We start from the raw sequence: 20,553 nt of genomic DNA, 5'->3' as shown, positions 1-20,553 counted from the left end.
CCTGGTAACGTCAGCCCGTCATTGCGCGGGCCCTTTCGGCACGATGTGCCAATCGCGAACCATTTTCCATGGTCTTTATGGGAGTGACGCTACTTTAGAGCGGAATTTATTTCAAGTTCAAAATATTTGAGCTTGAAATTATCGGCACAAATGCGAAACGGCGGCGCAGTCTGCACTGCACCGCCGCCCGGTTGTTGCTTTTGTCTGGATCAGTTGCTGGCTTCGACAGCCGGACCAACAGACACCAGATAGGCCCATACATCCTTGGCCGCCTGCTCGTCTTTCAGACGGAAAGACATCTTGGACTTGGCTTTCTTGTCATCCAGATAGGTCTGCAGGAACTTCTTGGAATCGGCTGTGAAGACCACAAAATCCGCCTCGTTCCACGCCAGACCGGCCTCGCCCGCCGCCTTCAGCGACTTGCCGTATTTCTTGCCGAAATCCTCATCGCTGCCCGCAACGCGGCCAAAGATGCCATAAAGGTTCGGACCACTGCGCCCGCCCTTGGCAATCGGTTCGCCTTCCGCATCCACGATGGCGTGACAGGATTTGCACTTCTTGAACACGGCCTCACCGGCGGCGGCATCACCTGTGGCGTGACCATCTGCGAACGCAGGACCAGCTGCAAGGGCAAGCCCCAGAACGGCCAATTTCAATTGTTTCATCTCGGAACTCCTTTTCGGTATTCACTATGCCTAATATGGCGATATCGGCTTCTACCCCAATTTGCCACCCGTAGAAATAATCGAAAGCCAGATCGGCGTCTTTGTCGCAGCCAACCGACGCGCGGCCAATTCCCCTTGCACATCACCCCCCTTTTGGTTTTGACAGGGCAACCTTTCTTGATCGGGCTTTTGATGACCAACATCGCTGATAATCTCAAGATCATGATCCCCGCATGGGTGGATGGCACATTGACCCCGGTGGAAAAGCTGGAAACCCATCTGCGCGGTCTGCGTCATCTGGCCGTGTCGGTCTTTGTGATCCGCGACGGCAAGATTCTGATCCAGCGCCGGGCGCTCAGTAAGTATCACACGCCGGGTCTCTGGGCGAACACCTGCTGCACCCATCCCGATTGGGACGAACCGCCCGCCGATTGCGCCGCCCGCCGCCTGACCGAAGAATTGGGGATCACCGGCCTCTCTCTAACCCATCGCGGACAGGTCGAATACCGTGCCGAGGTCGGCAACGGGTTGACCGAATATGAACTGGTTGATGTTTTTCTCGCTGATGCCCCCGGTGACATGCCGCTGGCCCCCAATCCGGACGAGGTCATGGACACCCGCTGGATCACGCTGGAGGAACTCAAAGCCGAGATCGCGCAAACCCCCGACGCCTTCACCCCTTGGCTGCACATCTATCTGGACCGCCACAGCGACATGATCCTCGGCGCTTAGAAACAGGCCCCGGCTGCAATCACATCAACACCGTTCTGCTGCCCCTTTTTGGCTCTAATACTCAAGGGAGCATGAGGGGCTGACCCCTCATTCCCGCCTGCTGCGCCAAGAAACCGAGCCCTAGTCCTTCACACGGTTCAACCGCTCTGGCCCTAAGATATCTTGCGTCAGACCGGATTTGACAAAATCCTCTGGCATGGGACCATCTGCACAGATCGCGGCCACTGCCCGCGCCAGGGACGGAGCCATCATGATCCCGTACCCCCCCTGCCCGGCATGCCAGATGAAATCGGGCACCTGCCCATCCCGGCCAACAACCGGCCCCTCGTCCGGCACAAAGGACCGCAGGCCCGCCCAGCTATGTGAGATCCGCCGCACCGGGATCAAGGTGTGCCTTTCGATCCAGTCGGCCAGGATCGCAACATCCATCTCATCGGGTTGCACGTCTTGCGGGGCTACCGGCGTTGCATCCCCCGGCGAGGCCATGAACTTTCCCGCTTCGGGTTTGAGATAGGCGTCATTGGTGGCAAAATCGACGCAGGGAAACTGCGCCACATCCATTCCCTGCGGGGCATCCAGAATGATCGCAGTGCGCCGCTTGGCCACCAAACCGATGGCCTCGGCCCCTGCCATGGCACCAATTTGATCCGCCCAGGCGCCCGCCGCATTGATCAGCGTCTTGCCGCGATGGGTGTTTCGCCCGGCTGTGATCTCCCAAACATCGGCTTCTCGTTTCAAGGCTGTCACCGGCGCACGGGTCTCGACAACACCGCCCCGTCGTTTGACCCCTTTGAGGTAACTTTGCAGCATCATCGCCACTTCGATATCTGTGACGCTCTCTTCATAAACCGCCCGCGCGACCTGATCGGCCCGCAGGATTGGCACCATCTCAAGCGCATCCGCCACCGACAACTCCACCACCGTGTTGGCCGGGGTTGAGGCGGCCAGAACCGGATCAAGCAATCCCTCTTCGCCTTGGGGCGCCACGGCCAGAGCCCCGCGCGGCGTCAGTAAGGGATGTTCACAAAACCCGTCAGGCGGCGCGGTGAAAAAGCCGCTGCTCAACCCGTTGATCTCCCGCACCATCGCGGTTCCGTAATTGCGGGTAAACAGCGCGGCCGACCGGCCCGTGCTGTGATATCCGGCCTGCGATTCGGCCTCCAACAGCAAAACACTACCTTGGGTAGACAGCTCATAAGCCGCAGATGCCCCGGCCATGCCCGCACCAATTACAACAAAATCATAGATCATCAGGCAGCGCCTCTTGTTTAAACGTACCGGACTCAGCGGTTTGCACACAAAACGCTTAATTGAAACAAGATGCAAGTTTTCATAAATATATTGACTCCATGAAAGTTTTGTTACTTTCTCAAGCAACAGCCTTGGGAGGGGTCATGACAAATTCACTGCGACAGCGCCTGTCAGAGGCAAGCACATCCACCTCGAAAGCGGACCGTGCCCTGGCCAGCTACATGTTGGCAGAACTGGCAACATTGCCATTTGAAACCGCCGCCAGCCTTGCGGAGAAAGTGTCGGTCAGTGAGCCCACCGTCGGCAGGTTTTGCCGCACCCTTGGCTATCGCAGCTTCAAAGATCTCAAATCCCATCTGCGGCAGGACATTGGCGATCAACCCTGGTTGATCGGCGACCGTCTGCGCGATCTGCAGGCTCGCCATCACGCCGGAGAGGACCAATTGGTCCGCGGGCTTGAGTTGGAAATGGCCGCGCTCGTTGCGGTCTATGAAATTGCCCATTCCCCGGCCTGGGCCACGGTTGTGCGCCGGCTGGCCACGACCAAATCCGTCTTTGCCACCGGCTTCCAGACAGAGCGCGGCGTCGCACAGATCTTTGTGAACCAGTTGCAATACCTGCGCGACGGTGTTGACTTGCTGGACCTCGCGGGTGGCAATTTTGCACAGGTGTTGGCCCGCGATGACAACGATGCTGCCTTGGTGATCTTCGAGGCGCGGCGCTATTCCAAACTGGCCCTCGAACTGGCGACCCATGCCAAGGCCAAGGGCATTCCTGTCACCCTGATCACCGATCCCTATTGCGATTGGGCGCATGATGTCGCCGACGAAATCTTTGTCGTGCCGACACAGTTCAACCTGTTCTGGGAATCCACCGCGCAAATGGCCAGCTTGGCCAACCTTCTGGTCAACGGCGTCTTCATGGAACTGGGCCCGGAGGTCGAGACCCGCATGAACAATATTGCGAACCTCTACAACACATTCACTGGCCATGTCGGAAGCGCCCCGGCCAGCCCCAGCAAGCCAAAGACCGGCGATGCTCTGAGCAAGAAACCAAACGACCTTTAATTCAAATTTTATCCCAAAAAGGACATCCCAAATGGGCTATGCCATCAAGTCAAAACTTCTGTCGGGAACTGCGTTAATCGCGGCCGGCTTCATTTCCACCGCCGCATGGAGCCAGGAGGCGACCATCGCCTTTGCCTCCGGCGAATTGGGCGCAACATCTTATAACCCGGTGACATCAAGCAACCTGAACTCGGCCACATCGCTGATCTATGACCGGCTTGTGGAACAGGACGCCGACCAATCCTACCACCCGCATCTTGCCACCTCCTGGGAAGAAGCCGCCGACGGCATGTCATGGACGTTCCACCTCAAGGACGGCGTGACTTTCCACGATGGCACGGCGTTCAACGCACAATCCGTCGCCGATTGGATCCCTGATTTTGCGGAAACCGAAAACGCCTATCTTGTGGGCGCTGTTGCCTCTGTCGAGGTCATCGACGATCTGACCGTCAAATTTGTGATGTCTCGTCCGGAACCCAACTTTCTTTACAACCTGTCGTCCTCCTTCATGGGCGTGCCCGGTGCGGCGGCCTATGACAGTCTGGGCGAGAATTTTGGCGTCACCGATGCGGTTGGCACCGGCCCGTTCAAACTTGAATCCTTTGCCATCGGCCTCGAAACCGTTCTGGTGCGCAACGACGATTATGCATGGGCCTCCGATCTGTCGGAAAACCAGGGCGCCGCACATCTTGAGCGCGTGACCTTCCGCGAGATCCCCGACCAGTCCACCGCGTTTCTTGAGCTGAAAACCGGCGGTCTGGATGTGCTTCTGGGCGTGCCGACAGATTTCCTGCAAATCCTCAAAGCCGAAAGCAACATCAACGTCATTCAAATGCCCGGCACCGGCATCAACTACATGCCGATCAATGTGACCGCCGCCCCCTTTGACGACATCAAAGTGCGCGAAGCCACGGCCCTTGCGATCAATCAGGAAGCCATCGTTTCATCCATCTACAACGGTGTCGGCGCCCCGGCGCATAACTTTCTGATCTCGTCCTTGCCAGAGGCTGACGTCGCCCCAGAGCTGAACGTGTCTTTCGACGTTGAAAAGGCCAACGCCTTGCTTGACGAGGCCGGTTGGGTCAAATCCGACGGCCCGGTCAGAATGAAAGACGGCGAGGCACTTTCGGTCAAACTGTTCACCCAGAATGGCACCGAATTTACCGCCCTTGCACAGGTCATCCAGGCCCAACTGGCCGACATCGGCATGGAAGCGGTGATCACGGTCTTTGACAGTTCAACCATCCGTGACGAATACAAGGCCAACCGGCACCAACTGGCCGTGCGCGGCTATGACTGGAACAACTCCGACATCCTCGACTGGTTCTTCTCGGGCGAACGGCTGGGTTATCCCAACGTGTCGATGTGGAAAGACGAAGAAGGCCAACGCCTGAACGATGTCGCCATGAAAGACAGCAAGAATTCGATGGAACGCGTGGCCAATTTCAAAGCCTACCACGAATATGTTCTGTCACAGCACCTGTTTGTTCCGATCTATGAGCCAACGACAAACATCGCCTACAACGCCGAACGCGTGAACGTTCCCGATCCGGTGCGCGGCACACGGTTCCGGGCGCAGACAGTCCTCGACATGACGGTTGTCGAATAGTCCCACCCCGCTTTGCCACCCATCCCCTGCCGGGGGTGGGTGAACTTTGCCAAACGGAAGGTCCGACATGCTTTTGCGATATATTTTCTTTCGCGTGCTGATGTTGATCCCTGTGTCGATTGCGATTTCCGTCGTGATTTTCATGATCGTGCATCTGTTGCCCGGCGATCCCATCGACAACCTCATCCGCGTCGGGTCATCCCCCGATGACCGGACCGCCTTGATTGCCAAATACGGGTTGGATCAGCCGCTGTTTGTTCAGTATTTCCGCTGGATCGGCGCGATGTTCCAGGGCGACTTTGGCGAAGCCATCGTTCTGCGCCGTCCGGTCGCCGACCTGATTGCACAAAACCTTCCCTACAGCCTGCAACTGGGCGCTTTGGCCTTCCTGTTCTCCAGCATTGTGGGGATCACCCTGGGCACCATTTCCGCCACCACCCGCTCGGCTTGGGTCGAACAGATCGTGCGCGGCTTTATCCTTATCGGATCGACGGTGCCGGGGTTCTGGCTCGCTTTGCTGATGATTTTGTTCTTTGCCGTGCAGTTGCAATGGTTCCCCGTGTCGGGGGCAAAGGGCTGGCAATCACTGGTGTTGCCGGTGCTGACCATCGGTGTCGGCGGCGTGGCCCTTGTTGCACGTGTCACCCGCGTTGCCTTGCTGGATGTCCGCAAAGAAGACTTCGTGACTTTGCTGCATGCCAAAGGACTGCCATCCCGCACCATCCTGACGGGCCACCTGATGCCCCATGCGATGCTGCCCGTTGTGACAATTCTCGCCCTGCGCATCGGCTGGATCTTGGGCGGCGCCGTCACTGTTGAATTTGTATTTGGCCGCCCCGGCCTTGGATCTTTGTTGATCCGCGCATTGGGGCAAAGAGATTATCCCGTTGTCCAAGGATGCCTGCTGATGCTGGCGCTCGCCGTCATGCTTGGCACGCTCATCGGTGACGTGGCGCAGGCCGCAATGGATCCCCGCGTTCGAGAGGCAAAAACATGACTAGTATTACAGGCACCGCCGCCCGCGCATTGGCCGGGTTCGGCAGCACGTCCATTGGCCGGGCCTTTGGGTCATGGCTGGGCAAAATTGCAGGCGGCTTTTTGGTCCTGCTGCTGCTCACCGCGATCTTTGCACCCTGGATCACCCCGTTTGACTATGCCGCCCAGGACCTGACCAACGGCAATGCGCCTCCGGGCTGGCCGCATCTTCTGGGCACCGACCAATTTGGTCGCGATGTCCTGAGCCGGGTGATTTACGGCGCACGGACCTCGCTTTCGGTCAGCGCCACGGCCATTGCCATTTCGATCACCGTTGGCATGACACTGGGCGCCGCTGCCGGTTACATCGGCGGCATGTTTGAACGCGCGGTCATGACTGTTGTCGATCTGACATGGTCTTTTCCGGACATCCTGATTGCGCTGATCTTTGTCGCCATCATCGGCCCCGGCCTGACCTCGACCACATTTGCCATCGCAATTGCCTATCTGGCGCAATTCACCCGCCTGACCCGCGCCCAGATTGTCCGGCTCAAGCGGGAAACCTTCATCGAAGCAACGGTCAATCTCGGCGCCAAACCGCGGCACATCCTGCTGCGGCACCTGCTGCCCAACGCGATCACACCCGTGATCGTTGTTGGTATGCTCGCCATCGGGGACGGCATCGTGCTGGAGGCAACATTGGGCTTTTTCGGCCTCGGCGCACAGCCCCCGACCCCAAGTTGGGGCGCAATGATGTCCAGCGGCACCGCGCAATTGTTCCTAAGCCCATGGGTCATCATCTTTCCCGGCGTCGTCGTGGCCGTGACCGTGATCGCCGTCAACCTCTTTGGCGACGAATTGATCCGCGCCTTGGACATCAAAGACCGGATCAGGGGGGCATAACCATGTTGGAAGTACGTGATCTGGAAGTGGCCTTTGGCCCTGTTGCCCCCCTCTCGGGCGTTAACTTCTCCATCAACAAGGGTGAAACGCTCGGCATCGTCGGCGAAAGCGGCTCAGGCAAATCCCTCACCGCAATGAGCGTGATGGGCCTGCTGCCCTTGTCGGGCGGGCGCATCACCGCCGGCTCGATCATGTTTGACGGGCAAGACCTGACCAAACTCAAAGAACCGGCCTATCGCAAACTGCGCGGTGGCCGCATTGGCCTGATCACGCAAAACCCCATGACCTCGCTCGATCCGCTGCAAAAGATCGGTGGGCAAGTTGATGCGGTGGCGATGCTGCATCTTGGCATGACCCCCAAACAGGCCCGCGCCCGCACCGTCGAGATCCTTGGCACCCTGCGCATTCCCGAACCTGCAACCATCTGCAATCGGTATCCGCATCAAATGTCGGGCGGCATGAAACAACGTATCGTGATTGCGATGGCCCTGGCCGCCGATCCCGATGTGCTAGTCGCGGATGAACCGACAACCGCCCTTGATGTTACCGTGCAGGCGCAAATCATGCGGCTGCTGCATGATCTGGTCAAAGACCGCGATCTGGCGCTGGTCCTGATCACCCATGATATGAGCGTGGTCGCGCAAACCTGCGACAAGGTGGTGGTGATGTATGCAGGCCGCGCCATCGAACATGGTCCCGTCGAGGCGATCTTTGACGCTCCGCAACATCCCTATACTCAGGCCCTGATCAACTGCATTCCCAAAGGCCTCTCCGAGGACGAACATCTGACCGGCATTCCTGGCACGGTGCCGACCGTCCTGAATTACCCCGATGGCTGTCCGTTTCATCCCAGGTGCACACGGGCACAGGACATCTGCGCAGTCGAACGCCCCGCGGTTGTCCCCTTCGGGTCCGGCGGCGCCGCCTGCCATTTTGCAGGAGCAGCCCCATGACCAACAAACTCGAAGTGCGCAATCTATCCAAACAATTCATCAGCCCCGGCGGCCCGTTCAGCAAGGCACGCGCCATGCATGCCGTGAACGACGTGTCCTTCGACCTGCCCACCGGGCGGGTGATCGGCGTGGTGGGAGAATCGGGCTGCGGCAAATCCACCTTGGCGCGGCTGATCCTGCGGCTGATCGAACCCACAACCGGCAGCCTGTCTTTTGACGGGGATGATCTGCTGGCCCAACCCCCTGCCGCGATGCGACGCCTGCGGGCCGATATGCAGATGGTGTTTCAGGATCCCTACTCCGCGATTGACCCGCGCTTTACCGTGGGCCGCGCAGTCATGGAACCTTTCGAGGTTCAGGGCCGCAAACCGGCAGGCACCCACGCCGAAGAGATTGACCGGCTGCTGACAATGGTCGGGCTTAACCCCGGCCTTGCAAACAGTTTCCCGCACCAGATTTCCGGCGGCCAGAAACAACGTGTCGGCATCGCCCGCGCACTGGCCCTGCGCCCCTCCCTGCTGGTGCTGGACGAACCCACAGCCTCGCTCGACGTGTCGGTTCAGGCACAAATCATCAGCCTGCTCGAAGAGCTGCGCGATGATCTGGGGCTGACCTATCTGTTCATCAGCCACGATCTCAGCCTGGTCCGCTATTTCTGCGATGAAATCCTGGTGATGTATCTGGGCCGCGTGGTCGAAGCGCTCCCCGACACCAGCCTGCCGGCCCGCCATCCCTATACCAAAACCCTGATGGACAGCACCTTTGCCCCCGATCCCAAACAACGCCGGGTGATTGCCCCCCTCGAAGGCGAAGTGCCAAGCCCGTTTGACCTGCCCCCCGGCTGCGCCTTTGCCGAACGCTGCCCCCATGCGACAGACATTTGCCGCCGCGAAACGCCCACACTGGCCAAGATCGACGGTCATGCCGTGGCCTGCCATCATCCGCTTTGAAGGAACACCTCCTTGCCCACCCGCATTCTAACTGCAGAAATTTCCCACGAAACCAATACCTTCAACTTCCGTCCGACTGAGCTTGAGAACTTCCATAACCGGTTTTTGCTGGCCGGCCCCGACGCGATCGCGGCACGGGGAAACGCAAATACCGAACTGGCCGGCGTGCTGGACTGCGCCCGCCGTCAGGAATGGGAAGTCAACCACGTGATCAGCGCGGCCGCCGGTCCTGGCGGGCGCGTGTCGGATCACGCATTCGACAGCCTCTGCGCCCCGCTGCTTGAGGCCGCTGGCACAGAGCAATGGGACGGCGTTTTGCTGATCCTGCACGGGGCCATGGTCACCGCTTCGCACGATGATGGCGAGGGCGAAATCCTGCGGCGGTTGCGGGCCATCATCGGCCCGGATCTGCCCGTGGCCGTCACCCTTGATCCACATGCCAATGTTAGCCCGGCAATGTGCGATCTGGCGCAAATTCTGGTCTCCTACACCACCTATCCCCATGTTGATCTGCGCGCCACTGGACTGCGCACAACAGAATTGCTTGGCCGGGCGATACGCGACGAAATTCGCCCCAAAACCCTGCGGGCCCATCGCCCGATGCTAGAAGAGGCCAATGGCGGGCGCACCGATATGGGCCCCATGATCGAACGCCAGGCCCAAGCCCGCGCCGCCGAGGCCCGTCCGGGTGTCTACGCGATCAGCATCAATGGCGCGTTTCCCTGTGCTGACATTGCCGAAGTGGGGCCAACCGTGCTGATCACTGCAGAAACCGGCATGATCGGCGCGCAGGATATCATCGAAGGCATCGCCGATGACATATGGGAGCATCGCAACCAGCCGCTCAACACCTACCTTACCGTCACCGAAGCCGCCGACATTGCCGCCTCATGGGCAAACGACGGCGGCCCGCTGATCATTGCCGATTACGCCGACAATCCCGGCTCTGGCGCATATGGTGATGCCACCGCCCTGCTTGGGGCGATGCTGGACCACGAGATCACCGATGCCTGCTTTGGCCCCCTGATCGATCCCCAGATCGCAGCGCAATTGCAAACCGAAAACATCGGCGCAACGGTCACTGTTCCCTTGGGCGGCAAAACCGCGCCGGACTATGGCGGCGGGCCACTTGAGGTCACCGGCACTGTGATCTGGCGGGGGGATGGCATGGTCACAGGCAGCGGCCCCATTCTGGGCGGGCTCCAACGCAGCTTTGGCCCGACAGCGGTTCTGCGGGTCGCTGGCATCGACATCCTGATCGTCAGCATCGCCCACCAGATCCTTGATCTGCAACAATTCGAGACCTTTGGCATCAACCCCAGAACCACCCGCGTTGTCGCCCTCAAGTCCATGCAGCATTTCCGCGCCGCATTTGCCCCGATCGCGGGCCGGATCATCGTCTGCGACAGTGGCGCCCTTTGCACCCTGAACTACCGCTCATTGAACTATCAGAATGTGCCACGCCCGATATACCCTCTGGATGACATGCCTTAGGGGCGACTGTTGCATTATTCTTAGGAAGCTGAACTGGAGACAACCCTGACCGGCATTGCCAACTTGTCTGTATGTTTCGCTTCGCCTAGAGGCCCTGCATGAAGATCCTGACCGACATGCCGCGCCTGAAGGGCTTCCGTTTTCCACGTGAAGTCATTTCCTACGCTGTTTGGGCCTACCACCGGTTTGCCCTCAGCACCGCCGATGTCGAGGGTCTATTGTCGGAGCGGGGTGTGACGGTCAGTCGCGAGACGGTTCGCAAATGGGTGAACCGGTTCGGATCACACTTCGCGAAGTGCGTGAAACGGGAGCGGCCCGCCGCCAACGACAAGTGGCATCTCGATGAGGTCGTGATCCCGATCAATGGACGAAAATTCTGGCTTTGGCGGGCTATCGATGCCAACGGGGACGTCCTGGACATCCTTGTTCAATCGCAGCGAAATGCGAAGGCCGCTCGGCGCTTCGTTCAGCGGATTGTCGACCGTTTTGGTGATCCGCGTGTTGTGATAACAGACAAATTGCACAGTTATATCAAACCGATCAAATCGCTTGCGCCGCGCGCTGACCACCGGGCGCACGAGGGGCTGAATAATCGGATCGAAGGATCACATCGTCCAACCAGAAAGCGCGAGAAGCTGATGGGGCGGTTCAAATCGCCACGCCAGGCGCAAAGGTTTCTGGCAGATCATGACCAAATCAATGTCATCTTCCGCCCTCGTCGATATCGTCTCTCCACCAAATCCTACCGCCACGCTCGCAACGATGCTTTCCATCTTTGGAAAGGCTATGCTCTCGAGATGACCGCCTGAAGTGCGAGAAAGAACATCAATGCAAACTCGGCAAAACAAGTTGGCAATGCCGTCCGGGGTAATGGCCGAGGGTCCAACACCACCGCGGACCCCAGTGACTGCATGCAGTAAGTGGCGGTTCCGATCCAAGGTCGGCAAGCCATATCGGCAACTCCGGTCCGGCTGCTGCAGTCTTTCTCATATTATCAATAACTTATCCGATTCTCTCGATCGGCAAAGAACGCGCCTACGGCGACTTCTCAAGCCCAAAAATTAGGATTCCCGACGCTCAGAGCGATGCAGCGTTACAGATTAGCATGGGAAACGAAGGCACAGTACCTCCTGACAGCTTGAATTTCAGCAATATTGCCGCTATATACCGTCAGTATCACCGTAGGAGCATAGATCATGCACATCACGAACTTTGCTGAAGCTGGGCAATTCGAACCGCGTAAGATCGCCGCCGTGCTACGCACATCAGCAGAAGAGATCGCATTGACCGTCGGCTTGGGCAAAGACGCGTTGCAGAGGCGAACCCGCATCGGCTCTGACAAGACGCAGCGCCGTTTGCGTGAATTGGTCGAGGTGCTGAACAAAGTCGAACCCCGCTTCGGCTCGGAACTGATGGCCTATGCATGGTACCGGTCAGAGCCCCTGCCCGGCTTTGATGGCCGGACAGCCATGCAGCTGGTGCAGGAAGGCAAAGCTCAGCAAGTTCTGGAATACATCGATGCGGTCGATGCGGGCGTCTTTGCCTAAAGCGCGCCCCGCCAGTACATGTGACACCGATACCCTGTCACAGTTCGTGTTCTCGGGACATCGGTGTCACACACATTATTTTTGAATGGCGGGACGCTGAGATGCCACTGAAAGATGGACGCTACACAGGGTCACTCTATCGCGCCCTGAACCCGGTCTATGCGCGTGAACCTCTGTCCGGACGAGGCGCTGAACTCTATGGAGGGCGCTTTAACGCCAAGGGCACCCCTGCCCTCTACACCTCGCTGGATCCCGCGACCGCTCTTAGAGAAGCCAACCAGGTAGGCAGCCTGCAACCCACGATCCTGGTGTCCTACAAGGCCGACCTTGGGCCTATTTTCGATACCCGCGATCAGGACCGACTTGAACGGTATGGTATGACAGCGTCGATGCTTGCCGACCCTGCATGGCGCATGAAGATGCTCGATGGCCAACCTGTGCCGACACAGAATTTGGCTAGCGCCCTCATAGCAGGTCGGTTCGCGGGGCTTCTGTTCCAGAGTTTTGCGAAGGGCGCGTCATCATCGGACTTCAACATCGTGATGTGGGCTTGGACTGACAATAAAGGTTCTTTGGAAGTCGTGGATGACGAAGAGAGGTTGTCACGCATGTGAGCTGTGAAGATCGGTGTCTCATTTGTCCACCGCGGTGGACATTGGTTGGTCCGAGAAAACCGGAATGGCCGCACAGTATCGCTCTAGTGGGTTTGGCTCGGTGGCTTTGATGCGCTTGGAGAGGCTGCGCGTCATTGGAATAGTCACCGGTCGGACGTCCACCGCGGTGGACACTAGGCGGTTTGCATAGCAGTTTTGGATAGACGCTTGATCAAAACCACTGGATCAAACTGGTCTCGACGTTGCCCCAAGGTGATACTGTGAAAATACGCTCCAAAGTCCCTGATGCGTTTTCCAAGCTGGAGCATGATGAAGATCGCGCATGACGCTTTCTGAGCTCCTACTGCATTCTTGGCTTTCTCGAATGTATCTGGGTGAATCCCCATCATGGGTGCAAGAATTCGAGCATGGTTTTCAATGTCCAACCAGTTTCTAAGCTTCTCTGTGGAGAACGATGTCGCTTGATCGCAAACTGAGGTTAGCAAGTCTGGTTTCATAGCTTCATTGCCTATGTTGCTATCTAAATCTTTTTTTTCTTCTTTAGACATAGATTGGTGCCGGACAGTTTGTCCGTCATTGGCGGGCAATTCCACAGTTTCTGGTAGGTCATCTTGGGTATGCAAAGTCAGGCATTCTTTGTCCGTGTCGGCGAGCAGCGCGTGGTATTCGGGAAGGCTCAGCTTCCGGCGTAGTGCTCTACGTGCGTGGTTGATGAATGCGTTGCTGGGGTCATGCTCTTCCAAATGGGCGAGTTTCGTGAGGATCTGTTTGCGGACGAAAACTCGATCCCGCCGGTTATTCTCCATCTCTTGCGCGATCGCGTGAAGCTCGCTCGCACGTTGGAGCAAGGGGGCTAGAGACAGTCCATAGCTGATGCATTGACCGCCGGATGAGCGAACGCGGTAGCGCTTTCGGTTCGAACTGTCATTTCGCTTGATGAATCCGAGTTCAACGAAGCGGTTGATGTGTCTGCGGAGGGTCCGTTCGTCGATTCCGCCGACGCGCTGGCAAATCGAGTTGTTGGACGCGAAAACCGTTTCGCCATGGCCCGGCTTCAAGAAACTGAGCATGGCTTGAAGTGTTTGGATATGGCCTGGACGCAGACCGAACACGCTACGTGCATCTCTCAGTGCCCTGAAGATGGTCCAAATGTCAGTTTCAGCCGCAGAAATTGTGCCGCGTGCTGCATCAGCACCAGCGGTTGCGATCGATAGTTTTGTAAATGCCATGGTATGTTCACGACGACCGTTTGGCCCACAACTTCCCGGTCTCTTCCCGAGGGCTCTCTCAGAAAAAGGCAATAAAAATCCGTCCACCGAATCGGTGACTCTTGACCGTTTTGCTGGAGGTTGCTACATCATGAGTGCTAATCGAATGATGAGGGCTCTCCAGGGGAAACTTTGGGGGGCTCTTTTCTTTCTGGTCTTCGCTTTTCTCCTCTGCTCGCGTTACTCTGTGTGGCTCGGGGCTTAGGACCCAGAGCCGCTCTCATTCCGCCACTGTTCGAACAGCTGCAAAAGCGTTGCCTCCGCGCGCTCTTCGAGCCATTGGCCGAATTCTGGATTGTCCTTCTTGGCGATCTTGATGGCGATCGTTTTGTGATCGACTGTCAGCGTTCCCACGCAGCTACCGTCCCCATCTTTGACGAAGGACGTTAGGCTGCGGTTGGCTTGCTTCTTGTCGCTACGCGCCTTGCTGGAGCAAGCCGAGTAGACTGCATGAAACTTTTCCGCGCTCGGAGTTTCGTCGGGCAGGGCGGCAATCACCTCTTTGGCCGTGTTCACCAGATCTATCTTTTTCGAGAAAGCAGCCAGGTCACCCCATTGCCGTCGTCCGATGCCATGTGCTGGCCCTATTAGCTGTACAAGCCCTTCTGGCAGTTGCTCTATGACGACGCGATGGTTGGACACGCCCTGCCGTGTCAAGCCGAGAGCATCCTGAATGACGTTTGGCTTGTATCCTGATTCCTGCATCTCTTTGATAAAAATAGATTTCTCAATGAAAGACGGGTCTAGTCGGAGGTTGTTCTCTTGGCCCTGTGCGATCAGAGAAGCGTCGTCATCCAAGGTTCGGACGATCGCCTTGACCGTTCCGCCGACCATGCGGATCGCTGCAAGCCTGCGTCGTCCGTAGATGATGCGGTATCTGTCCGGTTGCGCTGATGGACGGACCATAATTGGTACTTGTTGCCCATGCTTGCGAATGCTTTCGGCCAACCCATCAATGCTGGAATCCTCCAGCACCAACCGATCGCGCAGGCCATCCACATCAATCTGGTCGGGCTCGATGTCACGGATCGAATTCGCGGTAATCTCGCGCAAAGAGTCGCGCAATCCGCCAACAGAACCTGGCAGTTTTGCTGCCTTTGATGGGGTAGGGGAGGGGGCCGCGCTCTCCTTCTCTTCCTTTGGTGGCTGATTGAAGATGTTTCGGGCCATCAGCGACGCCCCCATGCCATTTGGATTGTCTGTTCCAACTCATCGCCAACGCCGTTCACGCTGGTCAAAGCGCGATCAATCGTTTTTCTGATGAATTGGCTAGGATCAACTTCGTAGACGGTTTGCTGGGTCATACCAGCGTCCGAGATTGCCGTAGATTTCAACATTGGTTCAGTCATGACTTGTCCGGCCAAGATCGATCTCAGGTAGCCCGCCATTTGCGTCTGTGGCCCGTCCGACGGTTCATATCTGGTAATCAGGAACTTGACAAAATCCCATGTGACACGCCGACCGATGGCTTCCTCCACCGCCTTGACCGTTTCTGAAGCAAGCTTCAGGAATTGGCTCATGGATGCGATGTCAAGCATGCCAGGTACCACGGTTACCAAAAGCCCCGTCGAGGCTGCCAACGCCGTTAGGGTCAGAAAGCCAAGTTGAGGTGGGCAGTCGATCAGAACGATGTCGTAATTCGCCTCTACTTCCTCAAGCGCTAAGGCAAGACGCTCCGCAAATATGGGTTGCACCCGGCGAGCAAGGGCGTTTGCCGTCTCGGTTTCGTATTCCGATAGCATTAGGCCCGCTGGGACCATATCGAGCTTATGGAAGTAGGTTTTTTGGACGACGGCTGAGAGCGGAACTTGTTCCTCATATCTCAGGGCATCATAGATTGTGCCGCCTTCGGCGAACTCGAGCTCGGGCCGAAAGCCGAAAAAGGTGGTCAGACTTGCCTGCGGATCGAGATCCAAAACCAATACTCGGTAGCCTCGCAAGGCATACCGTTGTGCAAGATGTATCGTTGCTGTCGTTTTTGACGATCCGCCTTTGAAATTGACGACAGATATCACCTGGAGACGATCGCCCTCACGTCGACCAGGGCGGTAGTTTTCTGCGTTCTTTCCAGTGCGCCCCAGAATATCGCGCAACTCATCAATCTCTTGGGCTGTGTAGAACCGGTGTCCGCGGTTGTCTGTATGCACTTCCGGGAAGCTGCCGTCCTTGTGCCGGTTGCGCAGGTTAGATGTGCTAACGCGCAGGAGGCTGGCAACTTCGGTAGAACTGAAACGGCGCAGGGACTTTCGTTCTTCGGGCTCGAAAGCGATCTTCATCTGGCGATCCAAAGATTCAGCCAGATTGTCGGCAAATGCTCCGATGTCGGAAGAGCCTATGCCTTGTGCGTATCCAACGTTACGATCATCCATGTCCTGCCGCCCACTCTCGGCCTCTGTTGAAGCTCTTGGTCATTCTGACGGTGTACAGCGTATCTGACGCGTTTTGCCGTCAGAATGGGAATGCCACGATCCAGTGAGTCCGGCAAGAAGAATCTAGATGTAGTGTGAAAGTTATCCACAGCACCAATACGTTCAGGCGCATCAGGATGGCCGCAAACCTTTGATTGTATTGCATTAAGTCGATGCGATCGCGCTTCAAGCCACCAATCCGAATTGTTTGGACGGTTTCAGCTAAACCCATGCAACCAATGGCACAATTGACATTCTGACGGTGTCTGGAGCGATAGGTTCAGCTGTTTGGGCCTCTGCTAGTTACAGTTGGGGGTGAGCCGATTCTGATGAAATTAGACCAAGTCGCTCTGCTCGTTCGAGCAACATCTTGACCGACGACGGCTGCCAGCTCGTGCGACCTCGAGGGGTGCGTTCACGCATAGACTCAAGCCGGTCGCAGATTGCCTGCAGCGTGATGTCTGGGTCCGCACCCTTAATGGCCGCCACGATGGCAGGCAGGCGGTCGTTGGTTTCGCGGCGTCCGGCGCGGCCAAGCACCTCGGCAGGAAGGAACCCGTCGCGCACATATGCCTTCACAGCGCGGAGCAGGCGGCTTTGTGTCCAATGGCGATCTGGGGGCAGGGGGCCATTGATGATCCGCAGCAGGTCTTCCCAGGCCATATCCGGCCGCAAGCGGCGCACATGGGGCACCCAATCCTGCGCGGTCTCGTTGAGGCGCTCCATGTAGCCGTCCTGCCGCGCCAGCCGCACCTTGCGCAACGCGGCGGGGTCCTTGGCGCGAAGCCCTGGGTTGCCACCTACGCGCCCTTTGGCGCGTGCCGAGGCAAGCCCAGCCTTGGTACGCTCGCGGATCAGCGCGCGCTCAAGCTCGGCCGCGGCGCCAAGAACCTGAAGCGTGAACTTGCCTTGCGGGGATCCAGTGTCGATCGGGTCCTGAATGGAACGAAAGAACGCCCCCTTGGCCTCCAGCCGTTCGATCACTTCCAGCAGATGTGACAGAGACCGCGCAAGCCCGTCGATCCGAACGACAACCAGCGTGTCGCCCTTGCTAATGCGCTCCAGCACGCGGGCAAGCACCGGCCGCGCACGATTGCCGCCTGAGGCGTGTTCTTCATGGGTTTCGACGCATCCCGCAGTTTGCAGGGCCTCAGACTGGGGCAGGGGGTCTGATCCTCTGTGGCTGTGCGTGCATAGCCTATCAAGGGTATGAAAACGGGCCGTTTGCAATTTAACGTATCGCTACTAAACCACCCTTTGGAAACGGCGAAGCAAGGCTCCCTAACATTGACCGAAACCTCGCATTGGCATATATTGCCAATAAGGAGATTTGTTCCATGGTGACACGCAACGTTGTTCTGACCGAAACCCAGGACCAGCTGGTTCAGGCTCTGGTCGCGTCCGGCCGCTATCAGAATGTGAGCGAGGCTCTGCGCGCGGGGCTGAGATTGCTTGAGCAGGAAGAGGCTCAACTGGTCGGCATTCGTGGCGGCCTTTTAGAAGGTCTTCAGCAGGCAGAACGCGGTGACTTGGCCGAAGGGAGTGGGGCGGATGCGGTTCGCCGGGCCTTTGCGAGGGCACGGCCAACGACATGAGTCGATCCTTTCGGCTAACACGTCGCGCAGAAGAAAGCCTCGTTGAGATCGCCCTCTGGACCATCGAGACCTTCGGCCCGGGGCAGGCGGATATCTACGAGGCGGAACTCCTTTCCCGTTGTGATGCTATCGTGAATGGGCAGGCACATAGCCGAAGCTGTTCGATCTTGGTCGATGACGCTGCAGACCTCAGATACTTGAGGGCAGGGGAGCACTTCCTGGTATTCCTGGATCTGCCTGAGGAGGTCATCATTGTCGATATCCTGCATTCCCGCAGCGATCTGCCGCGCCACATTGCGGCTCTGACAGCACTTAGACGCAATGAAAGTTGAACTTATTCAAAGACCCGCAGCCCTGGTCAGGTTCACGCGGAACCGGTCGCGGCGGCGCTGGTAGCGACGGGTCATCTCGGCCGATGCGTGGCCAAGGTGTTTCTGGACGTAGCGCTCATCGACTTCGGCGCTACTGGCAAGGCCTGCGCGCAGGCTGTGGCCGGAGTAGAGGGCGAGGCGGTCTTTCTCGGGGAGCTCGGAGCGGATGCCCGCGTCCAGCACCGTGCGCTTGATCAGGCGCGCGACGTGTTTGTCATTGAGTCGCGCCTCCAGTGCGCGCTTGCCGTCCCGTGAGGTGCCGACGAACACCGGCCCAAAATCAATTTTGGCAAAGTGCAGCCATTGCTCAAGCGTGTGAACGGGGCAGGTTTGTTCGGACGATCCGCGCCCGATTTCGACCTCGCGCCAACCGGTCTTGGCATCAAGAGTGAGCAGAGCGCCTTTGTCGAAGATTTGAATCCAGCCACCGCTGTCCGGCGTGTCGTCCTTTCCGCAATCCAGGCTGACGATCTCACTGCGGCGCAGTCCGCCAGCATAGCCCAGCAGCAGAATCGCCCGGTCCCTGAGCCCGCGCAGGTCAAAGGGCAGGGTCGCGATCATGGCGAGGATGTCCTCGGCCAGGATCGCCTCTTTCTGCACCGGTGGGCGCGCATGCTTGCGCTTGATCCCGGCCAAGACGCTTGCGATGTGGCGGTTCTTGCGATCGAGAACGAACCCTCGCTGTGCGTAGTTCCAGGCGAGACCGGACAGGCGGCGGTCGATTGTACTGACCGATAGGGCAGGGGAGGAGCCCGTCCCGGACGCCAGATCGGCAAGGTAAAGCCCGATCATCTCCGGCGACGGAGGCAGCAGCTCCGCGCCCTTCATTCGGCACCAGCGCGCAAAATGCGTCCAATCCTTCGCGTAGGCCTTCAGCGTGTTGTCTGAGGCCGCTGCGCGCGCATAGTCGCGGGCCGTATCGACCAAACGATCGAGCGTGCCTGAGCCCGCCACAAAGGAAGGCAGGGTCAAGGACTCGCCGTCAGGATGATCTCTCTCGTTGTCCTCGTTGCCGGAAGACACATTTGGCGGCTCTGAGGTCGATTTCTTGGTGTTTTCTGACATGGTGCTGAGCATAGTTATTGATGCCCGATAATGCAAACTTATTGGACATATACTGAAGCTGAAAAGTGGGGCGGTTTATACATCATATTGTAGACGAAAGCGCCGCCGTGGGATAGTCTTGTGGTATGACCTGTCAGCCAGCAGCCATCAGCAACGACCTAAACAACCTACCCAAACTTCCACGCTGGGTCACCTCCGGGCGTGCCGAAACCCTTGAAACTGTGACTTTTCGGTCGGGCGCGGTGCTGACAGTGCTTGATCAGCTGGTAAGCGATCCCAGGCAGGGTGTGCCGGTCAAACTGCTTGCCAACCGGCTGGCGTTGACCGCGGCTGTGGCGACCTCAAAACTCGAGGGTCGCGTGGCCAAAGAGGCAGATATCCGCGACGCTTATCACCTGACGCCGCATGGAGAAGCGCGGGGTCCAGACGGTGATCTGCTGGCGTACTGGCGGAAGGCGGCGAGGCTTCGATTGACGAGACGCGATTGGCATGCGGCACTCATAGCGCTCGTTGGGCCGGAGTTTGAAATGCACGTTGACGGCTGGCTGCAATCAGCAGCAAATCAGAGTCAGTCCCATGGGCCTCTGACGGAGTGTGTAGCGGTGATGCGCTCCGTTCTGCAGGCGGATGACCGGGCCGAGCGGGTGGCGTGCCTGATGTCAGATATTGTGCTGGAGCGGCTTCTGAACTGGCCCTCCGTCTTACCGATCTCGGCTCAGTATCTGACCAAGGCAATGCTGCGCGATTTGCTCGGCAACGGGCAGGGGGCGGATCTTGTGGTGCAGAAGCGTATTTTGCAGTCCATCGAAGAGGCTATCCGATTGGCGCGGAACTTGGCGCAGCGACGCGCGGCGCTACGAAAGGTGGCCCCAAAACTGCGGGCCAAGGGATCGGACGCGGCCGTCGCGCTGTTCCTGTCTGAAGACGCCGTGGCGCCCTCAACGATGCTGTCCCCAATGATCCAAGGGACAAGTTTCCCTATGACCGATCGCGCGGCACGTCGATTTTGTGACCGTCTGGTGGAGCTTGGTGTGGCGCAGGAACTGACCGGGCGATCGACATTCCGACTGTATGGAGTTGTGTGAT

General features: G+C 58.1%; 20 protein-coding genes and 1 pseudogene. 14 read left to right on the top strand and 7 right to left on the bottom strand.

What is annotated here, in order from left to right; translation table 11 throughout:
* Nucleotides 1-209 precede the first annotated feature (209 nt).
* Complete coding sequence (locus JNX03_RS19530) at nucleotides 210-665, bottom strand: c-type cytochrome (RefSeq protein WP_203212438.1); 456 nt, start codon at nucleotides 663-665, stop codon at nucleotides 210-212.
* A gap of 192 nt (nucleotides 666-857) precedes the next feature.
* Here JNX03_RS19530 and idi point away from each other — a divergent pair, with 192 nt between their 5' ends.
* On the top strand, nucleotides 858-1,397 hold the full coding sequence (idi, locus tag JNX03_RS19525; RefSeq protein ID WP_203212437.1) for an isopentenyl-diphosphate Delta-isomerase: 540 nt from the start codon (nucleotides 858-860) through the stop codon (nucleotides 1,395-1,397).
* Between the two features lie 120 nt (nucleotides 1,398-1,517).
* On the opposite strand, the gene JNX03_RS19520 is transcribed toward idi, so the two are convergent.
* On the bottom strand, nucleotides 1,518-2,648 hold the full coding sequence (locus JNX03_RS19520) for an NAD(P)/FAD-dependent oxidoreductase (RefSeq protein WP_203212436.1): 1,131 nt from the start codon (nucleotides 2,646-2,648) through the stop codon (nucleotides 1,518-1,520).
* A 143-nt stretch (nucleotides 2,649-2,791) separates the two neighbouring features.
* On the opposite strand from JNX03_RS19520, the gene JNX03_RS19515 reads away from it, so the two are divergent.
* The 10 genes from JNX03_RS19515 to JNX03_RS19470 all read left to right on the top strand — a co-directional run bounded on the left by JNX03_RS19515 (nucleotide 2,792) and on the right by JNX03_RS19470 (nucleotide 12,760).
* Nucleotides 2,792-3,715, top strand: a complete 924-nt coding sequence (locus tag JNX03_RS19515; RefSeq protein ID WP_203212435.1) for a MurR/RpiR family transcriptional regulator — start codon at nucleotides 2,792-2,794, stop codon at nucleotides 3,713-3,715.
* Between the two features lie 31 nt (nucleotides 3,716-3,746).
* Nucleotides 3,747-5,324, top strand: a complete 1,578-nt coding sequence (locus JNX03_RS19510) for an ABC transporter substrate-binding protein (RefSeq protein WP_203212434.1) — start codon at nucleotides 3,747-3,749, stop codon at nucleotides 5,322-5,324.
* 67 nt (nucleotides 5,325-5,391) lie between these two features.
* Nucleotides 5,392-6,321, top strand: coding sequence for an ABC transporter permease (locus JNX03_RS19505; RefSeq protein ID WP_203212433.1), 930 nt, complete (start codon nucleotides 5,392-5,394; stop codon nucleotides 6,319-6,321).
* The gene (locus JNX03_RS19500; RefSeq protein ID WP_203212432.1) at nucleotides 6,318-7,202 is read left to right on the top strand and encodes an ABC transporter permease; all 885 of its coding nucleotides are present in this window, start codon (nucleotides 6,318-6,320) and stop codon (nucleotides 7,200-7,202) included. The genes JNX03_RS19505 and JNX03_RS19500 overlap by 4 nt, the downstream gene beginning before the upstream one ends.
* Nucleotides 7,203-7,204: 2 nt before the next feature.
* A complete protein-coding gene (locus JNX03_RS19495; protein ID WP_203212431.1) occupies nucleotides 7,205-8,155 on the top strand; it encodes an ABC transporter ATP-binding protein in 951 nt (316 codons plus the stop codon).
* Nucleotides 8,152-9,105, top strand: a complete 954-nt coding sequence (locus tag JNX03_RS19490) for an ABC transporter ATP-binding protein (RefSeq protein WP_203212430.1) — start codon at nucleotides 8,152-8,154, stop codon at nucleotides 9,103-9,105. Before JNX03_RS19495 ends, JNX03_RS19490 begins: the two co-directional genes overlap by 4 nt.
* A gap of 12 nt (nucleotides 9,106-9,117) precedes the next feature.
* A complete protein-coding gene (locus tag JNX03_RS19485; protein ID WP_203212429.1) occupies nucleotides 9,118-10,599 on the top strand; it encodes a M81 family metallopeptidase in 1,482 nt (493 codons plus the stop codon).
* A 98-nt stretch (nucleotides 10,600-10,697) separates the two neighbouring features.
* Nucleotides 10,698-11,408, top strand: a complete 711-nt coding sequence (locus JNX03_RS19480) for an IS6 family transposase (protein WP_203212428.1) — start codon at nucleotides 10,698-10,700, stop codon at nucleotides 11,406-11,408.
* 387 nt (nucleotides 11,409-11,795) lie between these two features.
* Nucleotides 11,796-12,146, top strand: coding sequence for an MbcA/ParS/Xre antitoxin family protein (locus JNX03_RS19475; RefSeq protein WP_005617048.1), 351 nt, complete (start codon nucleotides 11,796-11,798; stop codon nucleotides 12,144-12,146).
* 101 nt (nucleotides 12,147-12,247) lie between these two features.
* A complete protein-coding gene (locus JNX03_RS19470; protein ID WP_203212427.1) occupies nucleotides 12,248-12,760 on the top strand; it encodes an RES family NAD+ phosphorylase in 513 nt (170 codons plus the stop codon).
* 173 nt (nucleotides 12,761-12,933) lie between these two features.
* On the opposite strand, the gene repC is transcribed toward JNX03_RS19470, so the two are convergent.
* The 4 genes and pseudogenes from repC to JNX03_RS19450 form a co-directional block, all read right to left on the bottom strand.
* Nucleotides 12,934-13,989, bottom strand: a complete 1,056-nt coding sequence (gene repC / locus JNX03_RS19465; RefSeq protein ID WP_203212426.1) for a plasmid replication protein RepC — start codon at nucleotides 13,987-13,989, stop codon at nucleotides 12,934-12,936.
* A gap of 240 nt (nucleotides 13,990-14,229) precedes the next feature.
* Nucleotides 14,230-15,198: a plasmid partitioning protein RepB gene (gene repB / locus JNX03_RS19460; protein ID WP_231024413.1), complete on the bottom strand. Its 969-nt coding sequence runs from the start codon at nucleotides 15,196-15,198 to the stop codon at nucleotides 14,230-14,232.
* A complete protein-coding gene (gene repA, locus JNX03_RS19455) occupies nucleotides 15,198-16,397 on the bottom strand; it encodes a plasmid partitioning protein RepA (protein WP_203212424.1) in 1,200 nt (399 codons plus the stop codon). Before repA ends, repB begins: the two co-directional genes overlap by 1 nt.
* A 342-nt stretch (nucleotides 16,398-16,739) precedes the next feature.
* A pseudogene (locus JNX03_RS19450) lies at nucleotides 16,740-17,647 on the bottom strand (recombinase family protein).
* 126 nt (nucleotides 17,648-17,773) lie between these two features.
* On the opposite strand from JNX03_RS19450, the gene JNX03_RS19445 reads away from it, so the two are divergent.
* Together JNX03_RS19445 and JNX03_RS19440 are read left to right on the top strand one after the other, a co-directional pair.
* Nucleotides 17,774-18,031 (top strand): type II toxin-antitoxin system ParD family antitoxin, encoded by a 258-nt coding sequence (locus JNX03_RS19445; protein WP_203212423.1) that lies wholly within the window; start codon nucleotides 17,774-17,776, stop codon nucleotides 18,029-18,031.
* Complete coding sequence (locus JNX03_RS19440) at nucleotides 18,028-18,363, top strand: type II toxin-antitoxin system RelE/ParE family toxin (protein ID WP_203212422.1); 336 nt, start codon at nucleotides 18,028-18,030, stop codon at nucleotides 18,361-18,363. The genes JNX03_RS19445 and JNX03_RS19440 overlap by 4 nt, the downstream gene beginning before the upstream one ends.
* A 6-nt stretch (nucleotides 18,364-18,369) precedes the next feature.
* Here JNX03_RS19440 and JNX03_RS19435 read toward each other — a convergent pair whose 3' ends face one another.
* Nucleotides 18,370-19,467 (bottom strand): tyrosine-type recombinase/integrase, encoded by a 1,098-nt coding sequence (locus JNX03_RS19435; RefSeq protein WP_203212421.1) that lies wholly within the window; start codon nucleotides 19,465-19,467, stop codon nucleotides 18,370-18,372.
* Nucleotides 19,468-19,592: 125 nt separating this feature from the next.
* Between JNX03_RS19435 and JNX03_RS19430 the strand changes: the two genes are divergently transcribed.
* Nucleotides 19,593-20,552, top strand: coding sequence for a DUF1403 family protein (locus JNX03_RS19430; protein WP_203212420.1), 960 nt, complete (start codon nucleotides 19,593-19,595; stop codon nucleotides 20,550-20,552).
* The last annotated feature ends 1 nt before the right edge of the window (nucleotide 20,553 follow it).

Source organism: Sulfitobacter mediterraneus (assembly GCF_016801775.1).
Taxonomy (GTDB): domain Bacteria; phylum Pseudomonadota; class Alphaproteobacteria; order Rhodobacterales; family Rhodobacteraceae; genus Sulfitobacter; species Sulfitobacter mediterraneus_A.
The sequence above is the reverse complement of the archived record's forward strand: the minus strand, read 5'-3'. Positions and strand labels throughout refer to the sequence as shown.

Bases quoted from the DNA above. Each gene is read 5' to 3' on its own strand.
- JNX03_RS19440 (WP_203212422.1), top strand. From the start codon at position 18,028: ATGAGTCGATCCTTTCGGCTAACACGTCGCGCAGAAGAAAGCCTCGTT.
- JNX03_RS19520 (WP_203212436.1), bottom strand. From the start codon at position 2,648: ATGATCTATGATTTTGTTGTAATTGGTGCGGGCATGGCCGGGGCATCT.
- repC (WP_203212426.1), bottom strand. From the start codon at position 13,989: ATGGCATTTACAAAACTATCGATCGCAACCGCTGGTGCTGATGCAGCA.
- JNX03_RS19490 (WP_203212430.1), top strand. From the start codon at position 8,152: ATGACCAACAAACTCGAAGTGCGCAATCTATCCAAACAATTCATCAGC.
- JNX03_RS19475 (WP_005617048.1), top strand. From the start codon at position 11,796: ATGCACATCACGAACTTTGCTGAAGCTGGGCAATTCGAACCGCGTAAG.
- repB (WP_231024413.1), bottom strand. From the start codon at position 15,198: ATGGCCCGAAACATCTTCAATCAGCCACCAAAGGAAGAGAAGGAGAGC.
- JNX03_RS19470 (WP_203212427.1), top strand. From the start codon at position 12,248: ATGCCACTGAAAGATGGACGCTACACAGGGTCACTCTATCGCGCCCTG.
- JNX03_RS19530 (WP_203212438.1), bottom strand. From the start codon at position 665: ATGAAACAATTGAAATTGGCCGTTCTGGGGCTTGCCCTTGCAGCTGGT.
- JNX03_RS19430 (WP_203212420.1), top strand. From the start codon at position 19,593: ATGACCTGTCAGCCAGCAGCCATCAGCAACGACCTAAACAACCTACCC.
- repA (WP_203212424.1), bottom strand. From the start codon at position 16,397: ATGGATGATCGTAACGTTGGATACGCACAAGGCATAGGCTCTTCCGAC.
- JNX03_RS19500 (WP_203212432.1), top strand. From the start codon at position 6,318: ATGACTAGTATTACAGGCACCGCCGCCCGCGCATTGGCCGGGTTCGGC.
- JNX03_RS19480 (WP_203212428.1), top strand. From the start codon at position 10,698: ATGAAGATCCTGACCGACATGCCGCGCCTGAAGGGCTTCCGTTTTCCA.
- JNX03_RS19515 (WP_203212435.1), top strand. From the start codon at position 2,792: ATGACAAATTCACTGCGACAGCGCCTGTCAGAGGCAAGCACATCCACC.
- JNX03_RS19495 (WP_203212431.1), top strand. From the start codon at position 7,205: ATGTTGGAAGTACGTGATCTGGAAGTGGCCTTTGGCCCTGTTGCCCCC.
- JNX03_RS19435 (WP_203212421.1), bottom strand. From the start codon at position 19,467: ATGTCAGAAAACACCAAGAAATCGACCTCAGAGCCGCCAAATGTGTCT.
- JNX03_RS19505 (WP_203212433.1), top strand. From the start codon at position 5,392: ATGCTTTTGCGATATATTTTCTTTCGCGTGCTGATGTTGATCCCTGTG.
- JNX03_RS19510 (WP_203212434.1), top strand. From the start codon at position 3,747: ATGGGCTATGCCATCAAGTCAAAACTTCTGTCGGGAACTGCGTTAATC.
- JNX03_RS19445 (WP_203212423.1), top strand. From the start codon at position 17,774: ATGGTGACACGCAACGTTGTTCTGACCGAAACCCAGGACCAGCTGGTT.
- idi (WP_203212437.1), top strand. From the start codon at position 858: ATGACCAACATCGCTGATAATCTCAAGATCATGATCCCCGCATGGGTG.